Consider the following 14,130-nt stretch of genomic DNA (forward strand, 5'->3'; position numbering starts at 1 on the left):
GGGCAATGAGTCACATTCGCTCAGCGGAGCTTCTGGACTCGACGGGAAGGAACCAACATGCCAGCCAACGATGTGATCGTCGCGTCCACAGCTGCTGACGCCGAGGCTGTCGAAGCCATCAAGGGTCATCACGCTCAGCTCGCCGGACAGCTTGCGGTGCTCACCGATGCGATGCTGTGGGCGGTCGAGCGCGGTGCGGAGTTCGAGCCGGCGCGGGCCGCGGCCCTGGTCTTCCTGACCGGCGAGTTGTTGCCGCACGCCGCCGCCGAAGAGGACCGCCTGTACCCGGCCGCCACCCGCACCGAGCGCGCGCGACCGCTTGTCGAATCGATGATCGCGGTGCACCGCATCATCGGCTCACTCGTCGAGCGCATCCGCATCGAGCCACCGCTGCGCGCGGCCGCGTCCGGCCACGCCCTGCGGGTGGTGTTCGACGCCCACCTGACCGACGAGAACGAGCGGATCCTGCCGATCGTGGCCGGCGATCCGGAGGTCTCCCTCGTCGAGGTGACCCACGGGATGCACGAACTCCTCGGCCATGCCCACCCAACCAACGGCGCCGAGCCATCGCACACTTGCGGCTGTGGCGAAGCCGATACCGACGCTCCCGTGCTCGACGTTCGCGACGTGCCGCACTCGATCCGGCATGCCACCGTGTTCGGCGCGTTCGACGCCGTTCCGGCCGGCGGCGCGCTGGTGCTGGTGGCTCCCCATGATCCAATCCCGCTCCTGCACCAACTTGACCACCGCGCCTCGGGCCGGCTCGAAATTCAGTACGAGCAGCGCGGGCCGGAGGCCTGGCGGCTGCGCCTGACCAGGCGGTAGGCGGCCGCTACTTCAAACAGACAGCTCGAAATCCGTTGTGACGCAGCAGACTCAGCGTCAGCCGAACACTAGTCTGCGCGGGATAACGCCGCGCGAGGGCACGCTTCGATGGCCTGCTCGACCAGCGTCTCCTGCTCGACGGGTACGGGGTCGGTGATGACCACGGCGTATTCGTCGTCGTCGAGTTGGAAAACCTTCGGGGCGACATTGACACAGAAGGCGTTGCCCTCACAGCGATCACGGTCTACCACGACGCGCATGAGAATCCTCCTTTAGTCCGACACGGGCCGTCGGATGGGCTGTGGGGAGCGCAACAGTCGAACCTCACCCACCCGCTTGCTGGCATACCCATCCATCCGGGGCGCGGCCGGTCTTGATGAACCGGCGCAGTTCCGCGTTCGTTTGTGGTGGTACGTCGGTGTCCGCGTTGGGATAGATGACCGGCTCCTCTTTTGAGTTGTGCTGGTGAAGTTGGTCCAGCAGCTGCACGCACGTATCCCTGAGCCGCGTACTGTCATTTCCGTCAGCGAGCAGATCCGTCAGCGCGTCCATGGTGCGCCACAGCTGGCCATGCTCGCGCATCATCACGAAGATCGGCATCACGATTCCGGCGTCGCGAAGCGGTGGGAACAGGAACACCTCTTCGAGGTAGACGTGCCGGCGCAGCGTTTCCAACGTCTCGGTTAGTAGTTCGTGCTGCACGCCGCCGCAATCGAGCTTCGCGATGAAAGCCTCTATCGCAACATCGATTTCGCGGTGTTCCCGCGTCAGATCGGCAGCTAGAGTCGGATCGCGCATCATCTGCTACCTCGCGTCAGCCCGCGGGACGGACGGATTCGCTTTCGTCCAGCTCGGCGTCGACACTGATCGTGGCGCCGGCGAACAGTCGCGATACCGGACATAAGGCAGCAGCCTGGCCCACCACGGCGGCGAACGCTTCGTCGTCCAGGCCCGCGACCTGCGCCCTGACTTTCAATCGCGAGGTGGTGATCGTCGGGACTCCGTCGACCGCGTCCAGGGTGACGGTGGCCGTGACGTCGAGTCGCTGTGGCGGCGTGTGGTTTTCGCCCAGCTTCAACGCCAATGCCATCGCGAAACATGACGAGTGTGCCGCCGCCGCCAGCTCTTCGGGGCTGGTCTTGCCGCCCGGCTGCTCGGTCCGGGAGGCCCAGGTCAACGGCAGGCCATCCAGGGCTGCGCTGCTGCCTCGCGACAGCGTGCCTTGACCAGAGGCCAGCGGGCCTTCCCATACGGTCTGCGTGGCCCGTTCGGCAATGCTCATGCTCCTTGACCCCTTTCCAGGGTGCGTGAGGTTTTTACAAATGGTACTTGTGTAAACTCTAGACCGCGCCACGCGCATTGACTAGAGCGATCCTGGGAGGTGAGCATGGTCGACGCCGACTGTCCCCATCGAACGCGGTGCATGCCATGCGTGAGCGAGCGGTGACGTGGGCCAGGACGTTCACCTTTCACGCAGACGCTTAGTCTCCGGCGCCCAACGGGCGTACCCTGCGAGGGTGGATCCGCAGGACAGCAAAGCGGTTTCGCTGCTACACGTAACAGCCGGCGACATCATGACCTCGCCGGTGATCACCGTCCTGCCCGATGCTTCGAGACAACAGGTGGCTGACACCCTGACCCGGCACGGGATCAGCGGAGTGCCCGTCGTCGACGAGGCTGGCACGCTTCTGGGACTTGTCAGCGAGTACGACCTGCTGATCAAGGCAGACGCGGCAGCGCACGAGCTGATGACGACTGCGGTTATCACCGTTACCGCGGGCAGCCCTGCCGAAGATATTCGGCACCTTCTGATCGACCGGCGTATTCGCCGGGTTCCGGTGATGCGGGAGGGCCGCCTGGTCGGGATCGTGAGCCGCCATGACCTGGTGGCCATGATGGCCACCGAATGGGCGTGTCAGGTATGCGGCGAGCCGGTGCGCGGTGAGCAGCCCCCGGCCACCTGTCCGAAGTGTCACGCGCGGAGCACGCAATTCGAGTTGCAAGAGCAGCCGCCGGGCGCGTAAGTAGCTGTCTCAATGCCTAACTCGTTGGGCGATCGCAGGGAAGCAGGAGGGCAGATGAGCATCCAGCCCACTCCGATCGATCCGAGAACCGTCCCCGATGCGCCCGGCGGACTCCCGGCTGGGGAACCCGCGGAGACACTGCGCGACTACTACCGGCAGATGGTCTTGATCCGGGCGTTCGAACTGCGGGCGGCGGAAATGTACCAGCGGGCGAAGATCGGTGGATATTGCCATCTCAACCTCGGCGAGGAAGCCACGGTGGTTGGCCTGATGGCGGCGCTCGAGCCACATGACTACCTCTTCACCACGTATCGCGACCACGGCTACGCCCTTGCCCGCGGCGTCGAGCCGGGCCGCGTCATGGCCGAACTGTTCGGCAAGGCCGCCGGCGTGTCCGGGGGCCGCGGCGGCTCGATGCATCTGTTTGATCGCAAGCTGCGCCTACTCGGCGGATACGGCATCGTCGGCGGGCAGATCCCGCCGGCCACCGGTGCGGCGCTCGCGCTCGCCCACCGCGGGCCGCCCGGTCGGAACGCGGAGGCGGTGATGTGTGTGCTCGGCGACGGCACCACCAACATCGGCGCGTTTCACGAATCGCTCAATCTGGCCGGGCTGTGGCGGTTGCCGATCGTGTACGTGATCGTCAACAACGGCTTGGGTATGGGGACCCCGGTGGAGAAGGCGGCCGCCGAACCCGACCTGTACAAGCGCGGCTGCTCCTACCGCCTCCCTGGCGAACGGGTCGACGGCGACGACGTTGTCGCGGTGCGCGACGCCGCCCGGGCCGCCTTGGTGCGCGCACGCACCGAACGTCAGCCGGGTCTGATCGAGGCGGTCTGCCAGCGGCTGCGTGGTCATTCGGTGGTGGATCCTGCCAAGTACCGGTCCCGCGAGGAGACGGAGCGGCTACGTCGGCTCGACTCCGTTCCGGCATTTCGCGTGCGGTTGCTCGAGGCGGGCGTCCTCGATGACGAGGCGGCTCAGCACATCGAGGAGCAGGCCGAGACGCAGGTCGATACTGCTGTGGAATTCGCCGATACCAGCCCCGACCCGAAAACGAGCGAGCTGTTCGACTACGTCTATGCGACGGCGGTAACCAATGCGCCACACCAACTTCCGGGCGATCCAGTGGTGCTCGGCCGGGTGGAACAGCCATGACCATCATGACCTATCGGCAGGCGCTGCACGACACATTGCGTGCCGAACTGCGGCGCGACGAGTCGGTATTTCTGATCGGTGAGGAGATCGGCGTTTTCGAGGGCTCCTACAAGATCACTGCCGGGCTCTTGGCAGAGTTCGGCCCCACCCGGGTAGTCGACACACCGATCTGCGAGGGGGGATTCGTCGGCGCTGCGGTCGGCGCGGCGATGCTTGGCATGCGACCGGTCGTGGAGATCATGACGATCAACTTCAGCCTGTTGGCTCTCGACCAGATCGTCAATCATGCAGCCAAGATGCACGCGATGTTCGCGGGCCAGGTGTCGGTTCCACTGGTGATCCGCACCCCGGGCGGCGGCGGACAGCAGCTGGCGGCGACCCACTCGCAGAACCTGGAGGTCTGGTATGCCCACGTGCCCGGGATGAAAGTCCTCACCCCCGCCACCCCGGCCGACGCCAAGGCGTTGCTGACCGCCGCAGTCCGCGACGACGACCCGGTGCTGTTCCTGGAGAACCTGGCGCTGTACAACACCAAGGGCGAGGTTCCCGACTGCGAGCAGATCGGTCGGATCGGGATAGCGTCGATTGCCAAGCCGGGAACCGACCTGACCGTTGTCGCCTACTCGCGGTCGACGGTGATCGCTTTGGACGTCGCCCGCCAGTTCGAGGCCGACGGGGTGTCCATCGAGGTGGTCGATCTGCGGAGTTTGCGGCCGCTGGACCGCGAGACGATCTGCGCGTCGGTGCGCAAGACCGGCAGAGCCGTCATCCTCGAAGACGACTGGCTCAGTTACGGGGTCGGCGCCGAGATCGCGGCAACGATCGCTGAAGGTGCATTCGACTACCTCGATGCGCCGATCCGCAGGGTCGCCGCCGCCGAAGTGCCTCTGCCCTACGCCAAGCCGCTCGAGCTGGCGGCCCTGCCCGACGCCGCCGACCTGACCAAGGTCATCGGCGAGGTTCTCGACGCCAGCCGGTTCGCCTACTGAGAGGGACCGTTTATGCCCGATGTGCTGATGCCACGGTTGTCGGACACCATGACCGAAGGTGTTGTCGGTCAATGGCTCAAGCACGAAGGCGACGTTGTCCAGCGTGGCGACATACTCGCCGAAATCGAGACCGACAAGGCCACCATGGAGCTCGAGGCCTACGACAGCGGCGTGCTGGCCCGCATCATCGCATCACCCGGCAGCACCGTCCCCGTCGGTCAGCCCATCGCCGTCATCGCCGGCCAGGAAGCGGCACCCGATACCCGGCCCGGTGACGCTGAAAAAGCCTCGATCGTGCCGACCCATGGCGCGCCTGCCGCAAAGACACCGATGCACCCCGCGGCGCCGGTAAGGGCCACTCCGCTGGTGCGCACGCTGGCTCGTGAGCACGGAATCGACCTGGCCGGCGTCACAGGAACCGGCCCCGGCGGACGCATCGTGCGCGCAGACATTGAAGCAGTCATCGGCCGGGGCTCGGCGGCTGTCGGGCCTCCCTTGGCAATGGATAAGGCGGCCGGTGCCACCGGCGATGAGCGCGCGCCGTTGTCATCGATACGCCGGATCGCGGCACAGCGACTCACCGAAAGTGCTGCTACGCCGCACTTTTACCTCACCTCGGTCGCTGACGCCGGTGCGCTGCAGAGGTTGCGCGCTGATTTCAACGCGGAGTTTTCGGATACCGGGCCGAAAATTAGCGTCACCGATCTGCTGATCCGCGCGTGTGCGGTGACCCTGCGTTCCCACCCCTACGTCAATTCCTCATGGGGCGGCGATCATCTGGTGCGCCACAGCCACGTGAACATTGGTTGCGCCGTCGCTACCGGCAACGGACTCGTCGTGCCTGTTATCCGCGACGCGGACCGCAAGAGCCTCAACGAGATTGGCGTCGAGGCGCATACCCTCATCAGCCGAGCGCGTGCGGGAAAGCTCACACCCGACGAGATGACCGGCAGCACATTCACGATCAGCAACTTGGGGATGTACGGCATCGACCACTTCACTGCCGTCATCAACCCGCCCGAGGCCGCGATCCTCGCCGTCGGCGCCATCCAGGAAGAAGCCGTCATCCGAGACGGTCAAGTCGCCGCCGCAAACAGAGTGAAATTGACTTTGGCCATCGACCACCGCGTCCTCGACGGTGCCATGGCCGCAGTATTCCTGGAAGACCTGGTGAAACTGCTCGGACGCCCGTTACGCATTCTCGTCTGAGCACAGGTAATGAACGGCGGTTGAGTTTCACGGCCATCGTCATCGTGTCTGTTCCCGCCGGTACGTACCGTACTGACATCGGGATATCCGCGTCAATCGACGTGCCCACATTCCAGAGCGCGAACAGCGACGTCTGGGCAAGCACGTCTGCTCAAGCAAAGTGCAACGCAGACAACACGGTTCGACACGGAACGAACGGGGGTTGCCCAGGCCGGCAGTCCTGCACGACCGCTCAACTCAGCATCGTCGCGAGCACCGTCGCCTCACTGATGTCGGCGGCCTTGCTTGCCGTGAGCAGAGTCAGGTTTCGGCCCTTCGCCAACGTCCTCAGGTGTGCCAGCGCCTCCGCCCGCTCGGGTTCGGTCAGCTCGTTGCGATAGCGCCGGGCGAACTCGGTGTACCGCTCCGGATCGTGGTGGTACCACTTGCGCAGCTCGGTGGAGGGTGCGACGGCCTTGCACCACTCGTCCAGGTGCGCGCTTTCCTTGGTCAAGCCGCGTGGCCAGACTCGGTCCACCAGCACGCGGTTTCCGTCCCCGCGGGAAGGCGCATCGTAGACCCGACGCACCTGCACCTTGTGAGTCCCCATTCGTTGTCTCCTTCACGTCCAATTGGATGCCCTTTGGCACACAGCGGTACCTTCGTCGCGGGTGACCGGCCGAAAGAGGCGATGCTCACCGACACGTCTGGTCGCGTCGGGCCGTATCGCTTTGCCGGACGCCCCGCCCCGGGGCCTGACCGGCCGGCAACCGCGAGTAGCTGACGACGAGGATCCCCCCGGCGAGTTTGTGGGGATGACAGGCGGCAAGTGTGCGGCTGATGCAGACTGCGGCGGCCGCGTTGTCCCGGCCCACCGGGTCTTCGCATGAGGCCACGTATTCATACAGCCGACGCCGTACCCGGTCAGTCGAACTCCTGAGCCGCGCCAAGACATCATTGCCGTTACGCGCATCGCTGCACATACCTCAATCTAGCAGCGACGGTTGACAATCGAGTAGTTGCGAACGAGGTCAGCACTGCCAACGTACGCGGCACATCGATACACGGCACCACCGGCATCTGGCAACGTACCTGCCCGTAGCGATCCCGCGTGCGCGCGTTCTGGCTTTTGCGAATCGGCTTCGTGGTGCTGCCGATCTGGACGGGCCTCGACAAGTTCGTGAACTCCTTGACCAACACGCGCAGTGTCCTTCGTAGCGCCAGATCAACCGTAAAGCCGCTTCGCAATCACTTCACGCGACAGCTGGCGGGGGCTTGGATAGGCGACGATTACGCGTTCTCGATCCGGGTCGCAACCTTCGACGAAAGTCACCCCACCTTGGGTGTAGGAGAATGTGGCGACATCGTAGGCGCGGAGGCGCTGTGCTATCTGTTCCAGATCGGCTTCGTTATCGGTAGCCCACATCAGATATTGGACACCGATCGTGGCCGCGCTGCGATGCCGGAAACTGCTGTCCGCGTGGACGTAGAGCTGAAAGCCGCTGGGCGTCAACAGTAATGCCATGCCGGACTCGCGGACGAGCACCCGGCATGAGAACACATCGCAGTAGAAGTTCAGCGACCGGTCCAGATCCGATACTCGGATGACACAGGATGCAACACTCGCGGCAATCCGGGACTCCGAAACCGAGTTTTCGGTACCCATGGCTAGAGCAATTCTCGCAGGACGTATTGCATGATCCCACCGTGGCGGTAGTAGTCGGCCTCGCCGGGGGTGTCGATGCGCACGATCGCGTCGAACTCGACGCCGCCGGCCTTGACGCGCACAGCGTCGGGGATGGTCTCGTTGAGCGCAGTAACGTCGGTGATGTCGACGGTCTCCTCGCCGGTCAACCGCAGCGAGTCCGCGCTCTGCCCCTCGGGGAATTGCAGTGGCAGCACACCCATCCCGATCAGGTTGGACCGGTGGATCCGTTCGTAGGATTCGGCGATTACCGCGCGCACCCCGAGCAGGGCGGTGCCCTTGGCCGCCCAGTCGCGCGATGACCCGGAGCCGTATTCCTTGCCGGCGAGGATGACCAGGGGCGTACCCGCCTTTGCGTAGTTCACCGAGGCGTCGTAAATGGTCGCCACCGGGCCGTCGGGCTGGGTGAAGTCGCGTGTCCATCCGCCTTCGGTGCCCGGGGCGAGTTGGTTGCGCAGCCGGATGTTGGCGAAGGTGCCGCGGATCATCACCTCATGATTGCCGCGCCGCGAGCCGTAGGAGTTGAAGTCCTTGCGTGCAATCCCGTGTTCGGACAAGTACTTTCCCGCAGGCGAGTCGGCCTTGATGGAGCCGGCCGGACTGATGTGATCGGTGGTGACCGAGTCACCGAGCCTGGCCAGCACCCGGGCCCCCGCGATGTCCGCGACCGGTTGCGGGTTGCGGCGCATGCCGTCGAAGTAGGGCGGCTTGCGGACATAGCTGGAGCTCGGATCCCATTGGAAGGTGTCGGTTTCGGGAACCGCCAGCGAGCGCCAGCGGTCGTCGCCGGCATACACGTCGGCGTAGTCCTTGCTGAACATTTCGGAGCGCACGGAGTCGGCGATGACCTCGGCGATCTCGTCGGTGGTGGGCCAGATGTCGCGCAGGTAGACCGGCTGTCCGTCGCTTCCAGTGCCCAGCGGGTCGCGCAGCAGGTTGGTGTGCAGGGTGCCCGCCAGTGCGTAGGCGACGACCAACAGTGGGGACGCAAGGAAATTCATCTTGCACTCCGGGTGGATACGGCCCTCGAAATTGCGGTTGCCTGACAGCACCGAGCAGACGGTGAGGTCGTTCTCGGTCACCGCCTGGCTGACCTCGGGAATCAGTGGCCCGGAGTTGCCGATGCAGGTGGTGCATCCGTAGCCCACGAGGTTGAAGCCGAGTTTATCCAGATATGGTGTCAGCCCGGCCTTTTCGTAGTAGTCGGTGACGACCCGGGAGCCGGGTGCCAGCGAGGTCTTGACCCAGGGTTTGCGGTTCAGCCCCTTTTCCACCGCTTTTTTCGCCAGCAGGGCCGCGCCCAGCATCACCGACGGATTGGAGGTATTGGTGCAGGAGGTGATCGCGGCGATCACCACGTCCCCGTTGTCGACGCTGACCCGGTCTCCCTGCAGGCTGATCTCGACGGGGTTGCGCGGCCAGTCGGTCCCGTCGCCGTTGGTCTGCGGCGCGCGCGGGCGGTCGCTGGGGTGGTCGCTGCTGACCGCGATCGAATCGCTGGCGGGGAACGACTCCGCGGACGCCTCGTCCAGACCCAATTCCATTGCCTCGGTGTATGTCTGACCCGATAGCAACCCGGCGATCGCCTGGGGAGCGACGCGCAACGGGATGCGGTCCTGCGGTCGTTTGGGCCCCGCGATCGACGGCTCGACCGTGCCGAGGTCCAGTTCGATCGTCTGCGAGAATGTCGGCTCGTGGTCGGGGTGGTGCCACAGGCCCTGCTCCTTCGCGTAGGCCTCCACCAGCCGGACCTGGTGTTCGGGGCGACCCGTCAGCCGCAGGTAGTCCAGGGTGACGTCGTCGATCGGGAAAATGGCGCAGGTGGCGCCGTATTCGGGGCTCATGTTGCCGATGGTGGCCCGGTTGGCCAGCGGTACGTTGGCCACGCCGGGCCCGTAGAAGTCGACGAACTTGCCGACCACACCGGTTCGACGCAGCAGCTCGGCCACCGTCAGCACCAAGTCGGTGGCCGTGGTGCCGGGCGGTAGCTCACCGGTCAGCTTCAGGCCCAGCACCTGCGGTATCAGCATGCTCATCGGTTGGCCGAGCATGGCCGCCTCGGCTTCGATGCCGCCCACACCCCAGCCGAGCACCCCCAGCCCGTTGACCATCGGGGTGTGCGAGTCGGTGCCGACGAGCGTGTCCGGATAGGCCTGCGGACCGTCCGGGCCCTGGCGGGTGAACACGACTCGGGACAGGTATTCCAGATTGACCTGGTGGCAGATCCCGGTATCCGGTGGCACGACACTGAAATCCGTGAACGCCTGCTGTGCCCAGCGCAGCAATTGATAGCGCTCGGCATTGCGTTCGAACTCTAATTCGGCATTGATCCGGAAGGCGTCCGGGCGGCCGAAGACGTCGGCGATCACCGAGTGGTCGATCACCAGCTCCGTCGGGCACAGTGGATTGATTCGTTTGGTGTCACCGCCGAGATCGGCGATGGCGTCGCGCATCGCCACCAGGTCCACCACGCACGGCACCCCGGTGAAGTCCTGCATCAGCACTCGCGCCGGGGTATAGGCCACCTCCCGCCCATGCTTGGCCCCCGGATCCCAGGCCGCCAGTGCGCCGATCTGTTCGGCGGTCACCAGCCGGCCGTCCTCGTTGCGTAACAGGTTCTCCAGCAAGACTTTCAAGCTGTAGGGCAACCGATCCGCGCCGTCGATCCGTGCCAGGCGGTGGATCTGGTAGGTGGTGCCGCCAACGGCAAGTTGATCACGCGTTCCGAAGCTGTCCGAGGCCATGAGAAACCCCCTTACGGGCTGCCTGACTGGTAATTCGAGCCTACGGCAATTGAGTACCAGGGCAAGAGTGGCAGGTTGGCACACCGGCCCGAGCGAACCGCCGGAATTCGATGAACACCCTCTTGCGGGCCGGCCGCATACTGGGTACATGCCGGAGCTGACCATCCAGTCGCAATCAGCCGACGGCACGTTATAGATCCGTCGAGTGCGCTGCAACCTCGAGCCATCTCGACGCCCACTATTGACCAGGAGTCCCGATGACAACCGAGGCTGACACCGCTCTCATCAAGCTCACGGGTACGGTCGTGAAGGTCAAGAACGCCACCGATGACATGCGTGGACGGCAGGTAAAGGACAAGGACCACAAGCACTTCGGCAGGGTGCATGACGTCTTCGTGGACGACCGTGAGCGCAAGCCCCGCTTCCTCCTCGTCGACCATGGTGGCCTTCTCGGCATCGGCGAAAAGAAGTCTTTCATCCCAGTCGACGTGATCGACGCGACCACCAGTGATGATGTCTTCGTCGGCGATACGCACGATCACATCTGCGGGGCACCGGCGTATGAGGCAGGACTGGTCAACGATCGTGACTACCAGAGCCGTGTCTGTGGGTATTACGGGTGCTCGCCCTACTGGTCGTCCGGCTATGTCTACCCGAGCTTCAACCTGTAAGCGAGTTCGCAACCGCGGGTTTCGAAAACCCGGGCTCGCCACGCGCGACTGTCGACGCCGGTTCGCTGCCACCGCAGAGACTCAGCCCTTGCGTCGCAACACGTCGGCGAGCGCCCGCCGCGGCGTGGGCGGCGTCGTCCCGTCGAGTGCCGGTGCGACACCCACCCGGATCAGGACCTGGGGCAGGTCGGTGTGACCCGTGATCGCCGCGAGCAGTTCGCGGCTGACCGACAGTTCCGTCAGTTGCGAGACCGTGCAGGTGGCCAAGCCGGCCATCGTGCATTCCAGGAGGACACTCGACAGCGCCTCGCCGCACGCCAGCGCGTTGGCGTGGGTGTCGTCCTCGGTGGACAGCATCAAGATCTTCGAGAAATCTCGCGTGATCCCGGCGCGCCTGTCCAGGTTGCGGGTGAAGGGAAAGCGGCGATTGACGCCTACCCGATGCGACTCGGCGGCCGAGATCAGCGAGCTATAGGGGATGCCCTCGGATACTTCGAACGGGGCTGTCCACCAATCGAGTTCGAGATGATACGGAGAATCGTACAGACGCAGCGACTCGGTGAACTCGGCTGCCTCGGCGAGGCGCGGACGCGTCTCCTCCGGTAGCACGTCCAAGCGCACCCCGCCGCCGTCGATCCCACCGCGTAGCAGGGGCTCGAACGATTCCCAGTCGACCGGCGCGAGGAAGGGCAGCCGATCAGTCCGGCGTTTCAGCATCGCGTCGGCGCGGCGACGCTGCTCGTCGGTCACGCCTTCCGCGGGGACGAATTTCACCCGCGCCAGGCGGGCCGGATTAGCTGGATCGGGAAATCGCTCGACATCGGCGATCCAGCCCGCGGCCGCCATCGCCACCCGAAAATGATCGAGCGCCCCGCCGCAGCCGATGTGGGCCTCTCGCATCGATCGGTCCGTGTGCACGACGCGGCTCGTATCGAGAAACAGGTCCAGCCCGGCGCCGTCTGTCACCCACAGCCACGGCTGGGTGTTGTACAGCGACGGGGCACGGCAGGCGATCCGGACCGCGTTCTCGATGACTGTGGTTTCCACCATGGTGTCCAACACGGCGCACCTCCGGTTTCCCTGCTGCCCCAAGGTCGTCGCGTTAGTGGAGACGCCAGGGCGTTCAGTGCTATTATTAATGAATAATATCCTCTAAATAGCTGAAAGGCAACCGGACGAGAGGACCGATGGGGTGGGCGAGCACAACGAGGACGAGGCCGGACGGCCGCACCGCGGGGAACGCAACCGGCAGCGCCAACGAGTTCTGGAACTGGTGCGCGAGCACGACGGACCGGTCGACGCGGCCGAACTCGGCGCCCGGCTCGGACTGCACACGACGACCGTGCGCTTTCATCTTGACGCGCTGTGCACCGAGGGGCTCGTCGAACGCACCCGGATCACACGTGCGGGCGTGGGCCGCCCCCGCACCGGCTACTGCGCGGTGCGCGAGCGGCTGGACTATCGAATCCTGGCCGAGATATTGGCGCTGGAACTCGGGGATACCGTCGACAAGCGGCGCCGCCGCGCCGAAGCCGCCGGCCGCCGATGGGCTGAGCGGATCACGGAGGACGACCCCCACGAAGATATTGCGGGGCAACATGTTCCACACCGCCTTACGCCCAGAAAAGCCGCTGAAGAGCGATCGGCGGTGATCACGACGGTGTTCGACCGCATGGGATTCGGTCCCGAGCTGGTCCCGCCCGAAAAGTCGACTCCCGGCAACCAGCGGACCATCCGCCTGCACAGCTGCCCGGTCCGTGATATGGCCCGCGATCACCCGGAGGTGGCGTGCGCCCTGCACCAGGGGCTGCTGCAGGGCCTGGCTGGCCCGGCGGAGTCGGTTGGTTCCGGGCTGGCGATGCACGCCGAGCTGGAACCCTTCGTCGAACCCGAACTGTGTCTCGCCAGGGTGATCGCGCGTGACTGAGTTGTGCCACTCGCGCGGACGTCGAGGGGCGGCTGCGCCGGTTTTACGGCCGGGTGATGGCCGACGCTGAATGCTCTCGTGGCGTGCTACCGGCGAAAGAGCTTGCGCCCCAGCCAGACCACCGGGTCATACCTGCGGCCCGCGACGCGTTCCTTCATGGGGATGATGGCGTTGTCGGTGATCTTGATGTGTTCCGGGCAGACCTCGGTGCAGCACTTGGTGATGTTGCACAGTCCCAGGCCTTGCTCGCCCTGGGCGAGATCTCGCCGGTCGGCGGTATCGAGGGGGTGCATTTCCAGTTCGGCGAGGCGGATGAACATGCGCGGTCCGGCATACGCTCGCTTGTTGTCTTCGTGGTCACGGATCACGTGGCAGACGTCTTGGCACAGGAAGCACTCGATGCACTTGCGGAACTCCTGCGAGCGCTGGATGTCGGCTTGGGCCATCCGGTACTCGCCGGGCCGTAGATCCTTGGGTGGCGCGAAAGACGGCATTTCTCTGGCTTTTTCATAGTTGAACGAGACGTCGGCGACGAGATCGCGAATCACCGGGAAGGCCCGCATCGGGGTGACCGTGACAACCTCGTCCTCGGCGAAGGTCGACATGCGAGTCATGCACATCAACTTCGGATAGCCGTTGATCTCCGCCGAGCAGGAACCGCATTTGCCCGCCTTGCAGTTCCAGCGCACCGCCAGGTCGGGCACTTGCGTGGCCTGCAGCCGGTGGATGACGTCCAGCACGACCTCACCCTCGTTGACCTCGACGGTGAAGTCACGGAGTTCGCCACCCTGCTCGTCGCCGCGCCACACCCGGATGATCCCGTTGTAGGCCATCAGCTCCTCCGTCCGGTCAAGGCATTTCCAGTTCAGCATCGATTTTGCGGCACGACGTCAGTTGCC

General features: G+C 65.1%; 15 protein-coding genes. 7 read left to right on the plus strand and 8 right to left on the minus strand.

Translation table 11 applies throughout. The annotated features are described in order from the left end of the window. The first annotated feature begins 57 nt into the window (after positions 1-57). Entirely contained in the window at positions 58-825 is a 768-nt protein-coding gene (locus tag A5758_RS03685; RefSeq protein WP_067203259.1) for a DUF2249 domain-containing protein, read from the plus strand. A gap of 68 nt (positions 826-893) precedes the next feature. Here the strand turns inward: A5758_RS03685 and A5758_RS03690 are convergent, their stop codons facing one another. The 3 genes from A5758_RS03690 to A5758_RS03700 form a co-directional block, all read right to left on the minus strand. Continuing rightward, positions 894-1,085, minus strand: a complete 192-nt coding sequence (locus A5758_RS03690) for a ferredoxin (RefSeq protein WP_067203256.1) — start codon at positions 1,083-1,085, stop codon at positions 894-896. A 64-nt stretch (positions 1,086-1,149) separates the two neighbouring features. After that, a complete protein-coding gene (locus tag A5758_RS03695) occupies positions 1,150-1,623 on the minus strand; it encodes a hemerythrin domain-containing protein (RefSeq protein WP_067203448.1) in 474 nt (157 codons plus the stop codon). A gap of 16 nt (positions 1,624-1,639) precedes the next feature. Then, positions 1,640-2,107, minus strand: coding sequence for an OsmC family peroxiredoxin (locus tag A5758_RS03700; protein ID WP_067203254.1), 468 nt, complete (start codon positions 2,105-2,107; stop codon positions 1,640-1,642). A 235-nt stretch (positions 2,108-2,342) separates the two neighbouring features. Here A5758_RS03700 and A5758_RS03705 point away from each other — a divergent pair, with 235 nt between their 5' ends. Genes A5758_RS03705 through A5758_RS03720 form a run of 4 tightly spaced genes read left to right on the plus strand, consistent with a single transcriptional unit; the run spans position 2,343 to position 6,205 of the window. Beyond that, positions 2,343-2,849: a CBS domain-containing protein gene (locus A5758_RS03705; protein ID WP_197503727.1), complete on the plus strand. Its 507-nt coding sequence runs from the start codon at positions 2,343-2,345 to the stop codon at positions 2,847-2,849. 54 nt (positions 2,850-2,903) lie between these two features. After that, positions 2,904-4,007: a pyruvate dehydrogenase (acetyl-transferring) E1 component subunit alpha gene (gene pdhA / locus A5758_RS03710; protein WP_082939243.1), complete on the plus strand. Its 1,104-nt coding sequence runs from the start codon at positions 2,904-2,906 to the stop codon at positions 4,005-4,007. 5 nt (positions 4,008-4,012) lie between these two features. Next, positions 4,013-4,996 carry an alpha-ketoacid dehydrogenase subunit beta gene (locus tag A5758_RS03715; protein ID WP_197503745.1) on the plus strand — a complete coding sequence of 328 codons (984 nt, stop codon included), beginning with the start codon at positions 4,013-4,015 and terminating at the stop codon, positions 4,994-4,996. A 12-nt stretch (positions 4,997-5,008) separates the two neighbouring features. Then, entirely contained in the window at positions 5,009-6,205 is a 1,197-nt protein-coding gene (locus tag A5758_RS03720; RefSeq protein ID WP_067736584.1) for a dihydrolipoamide acetyltransferase family protein, read from the plus strand. A gap of 232 nt (positions 6,206-6,437) precedes the next feature. Here A5758_RS03720 and A5758_RS03725 read toward each other — a convergent pair whose 3' ends face one another. The 3 genes from A5758_RS03725 to acnA form a co-directional block, all read right to left on the minus strand. Next, entirely contained in the window at positions 6,438-6,794 is a 357-nt protein-coding gene (locus A5758_RS03725) for a DUF488 domain-containing protein (protein ID WP_067736587.1), read from the minus strand. Between the two features lie 615 nt (positions 6,795-7,409). Beyond that, the gene (locus tag A5758_RS03730; RefSeq protein ID WP_067736591.1) at positions 7,410-7,850 is read right to left on the minus strand and encodes a VOC family protein; all 441 of its coding nucleotides are present in this window, start codon (positions 7,848-7,850) and stop codon (positions 7,410-7,412) included. Positions 7,851-7,852: 2 nt separating this feature from the next. Beyond that, positions 7,853-10,633 carry an aconitate hydratase AcnA gene (gene acnA, locus A5758_RS03735; RefSeq protein WP_067736594.1) on the minus strand — a complete coding sequence of 927 codons (2,781 nt, stop codon included), beginning with the start codon at positions 10,631-10,633 and terminating at the stop codon, positions 7,853-7,855. 257 nt (positions 10,634-10,890) lie between these two features. Between acnA and A5758_RS03740 the strand changes: the two genes are divergently transcribed. After that, positions 10,891-11,304, plus strand: coding sequence for a PRC-barrel domain-containing protein (locus tag A5758_RS03740; protein ID WP_067736597.1), 414 nt, complete (start codon positions 10,891-10,893; stop codon positions 11,302-11,304). Between the two features lie 81 nt (positions 11,305-11,385). On the opposite strand, the gene A5758_RS03745 is transcribed toward A5758_RS03740, so the two are convergent. Further along, positions 11,386-12,366 carry a nitroreductase family protein gene (locus A5758_RS03745; RefSeq protein ID WP_067736600.1) on the minus strand — a complete coding sequence of 327 codons (981 nt, stop codon included), beginning with the start codon at positions 12,364-12,366 and terminating at the stop codon, positions 11,386-11,388. A gap of 130 nt (positions 12,367-12,496) precedes the next feature. Here A5758_RS03745 and A5758_RS03750 point away from each other — a divergent pair, with 130 nt between their 5' ends. Then, on the plus strand, positions 12,497-13,231 hold the full coding sequence (locus A5758_RS03750; protein ID WP_067736602.1) for a metalloregulator ArsR/SmtB family transcription factor: 735 nt from the start codon (positions 12,497-12,499) through the stop codon (positions 13,229-13,231). A gap of 86 nt (positions 13,232-13,317) precedes the next feature. Here the strand turns inward: A5758_RS03750 and A5758_RS03755 are convergent, their stop codons facing one another. Next, positions 13,318-14,064, minus strand: a complete 747-nt coding sequence (locus A5758_RS03755; RefSeq protein ID WP_067736774.1) for a succinate dehydrogenase/fumarate reductase iron-sulfur subunit — start codon at positions 14,062-14,064, stop codon at positions 13,318-13,320. Positions 14,065-14,130: the final 66 nt, after the last annotated feature.

This window comes from Mycobacterium sp. 852014-50255_SCH5639931 (genome assembly GCF_001665605.1).
GTDB lineage: Bacteria > Actinomycetota > Actinomycetes > Mycobacteriales > Mycobacteriaceae > Mycobacterium > Mycobacterium paraffinicum.

What these genes read in the sequence shown, in the direction of transcription:
- A5758_RS03685 (WP_067203259.1), top strand. Translation starts at nt 58, where the DNA reads ATGCCAGCCAACGATGTGATCGTCGCGTCCACAGCTGCTGACGCCGAG.
- A5758_RS03690 (WP_067203256.1), bottom strand. Translation starts at nt 1,085, where the DNA reads ATGCGCGTCGTGGTAGACCGTGATCGCTGTGAGGGCAACGCCTTCTGT.
- A5758_RS03695 (WP_067203448.1), bottom strand. Translation starts at nt 1,623, where the DNA reads ATGCGCGATCCGACTCTAGCTGCCGATCTGACGCGGGAACACCGCGAA.
- A5758_RS03700 (WP_067203254.1), bottom strand. Translation starts at nt 2,107, where the DNA reads ATGAGCATTGCCGAACGGGCCACGCAGACCGTATGGGAAGGCCCGCTG.
- pdhA (WP_082939243.1), top strand. Translation starts at nt 2,904, where the DNA reads ATGAGCATCCAGCCCACTCCGATCGATCCGAGAACCGTCCCCGATGCG.
- A5758_RS03715 (WP_197503745.1), top strand. Translation starts at nt 4,013, where the DNA reads ATGACCTATCGGCAGGCGCTGCACGACACATTGCGTGCCGAACTGCGG.
- A5758_RS03720 (WP_067736584.1), top strand. Translation starts at nt 5,009, where the DNA reads ATGCCCGATGTGCTGATGCCACGGTTGTCGGACACCATGACCGAAGGT.
- A5758_RS03725 (WP_067736587.1), bottom strand. Translation starts at nt 6,794, where the DNA reads ATGGGGACTCACAAGGTGCAGGTGCGTCGGGTCTACGATGCGCCTTCC.
- A5758_RS03730 (WP_067736591.1), bottom strand. Translation starts at nt 7,850, where the DNA reads ATGGGTACCGAAAACTCGGTTTCGGAGTCCCGGATTGCCGCGAGTGTT.
- acnA (WP_067736594.1), bottom strand. Translation starts at nt 10,633, where the DNA reads ATGGCCTCGGACAGCTTCGGAACGCGTGATCAACTTGCCGTTGGCGGC.
- A5758_RS03740 (WP_067736597.1), top strand. Translation starts at nt 10,891, where the DNA reads ATGACAACCGAGGCTGACACCGCTCTCATCAAGCTCACGGGTACGGTC.
- A5758_RS03755 (WP_067736774.1), bottom strand. Translation starts at nt 14,064, where the DNA reads ATGGCCTACAACGGGATCATCCGGGTGTGGCGCGGCGACGAGCAGGGT.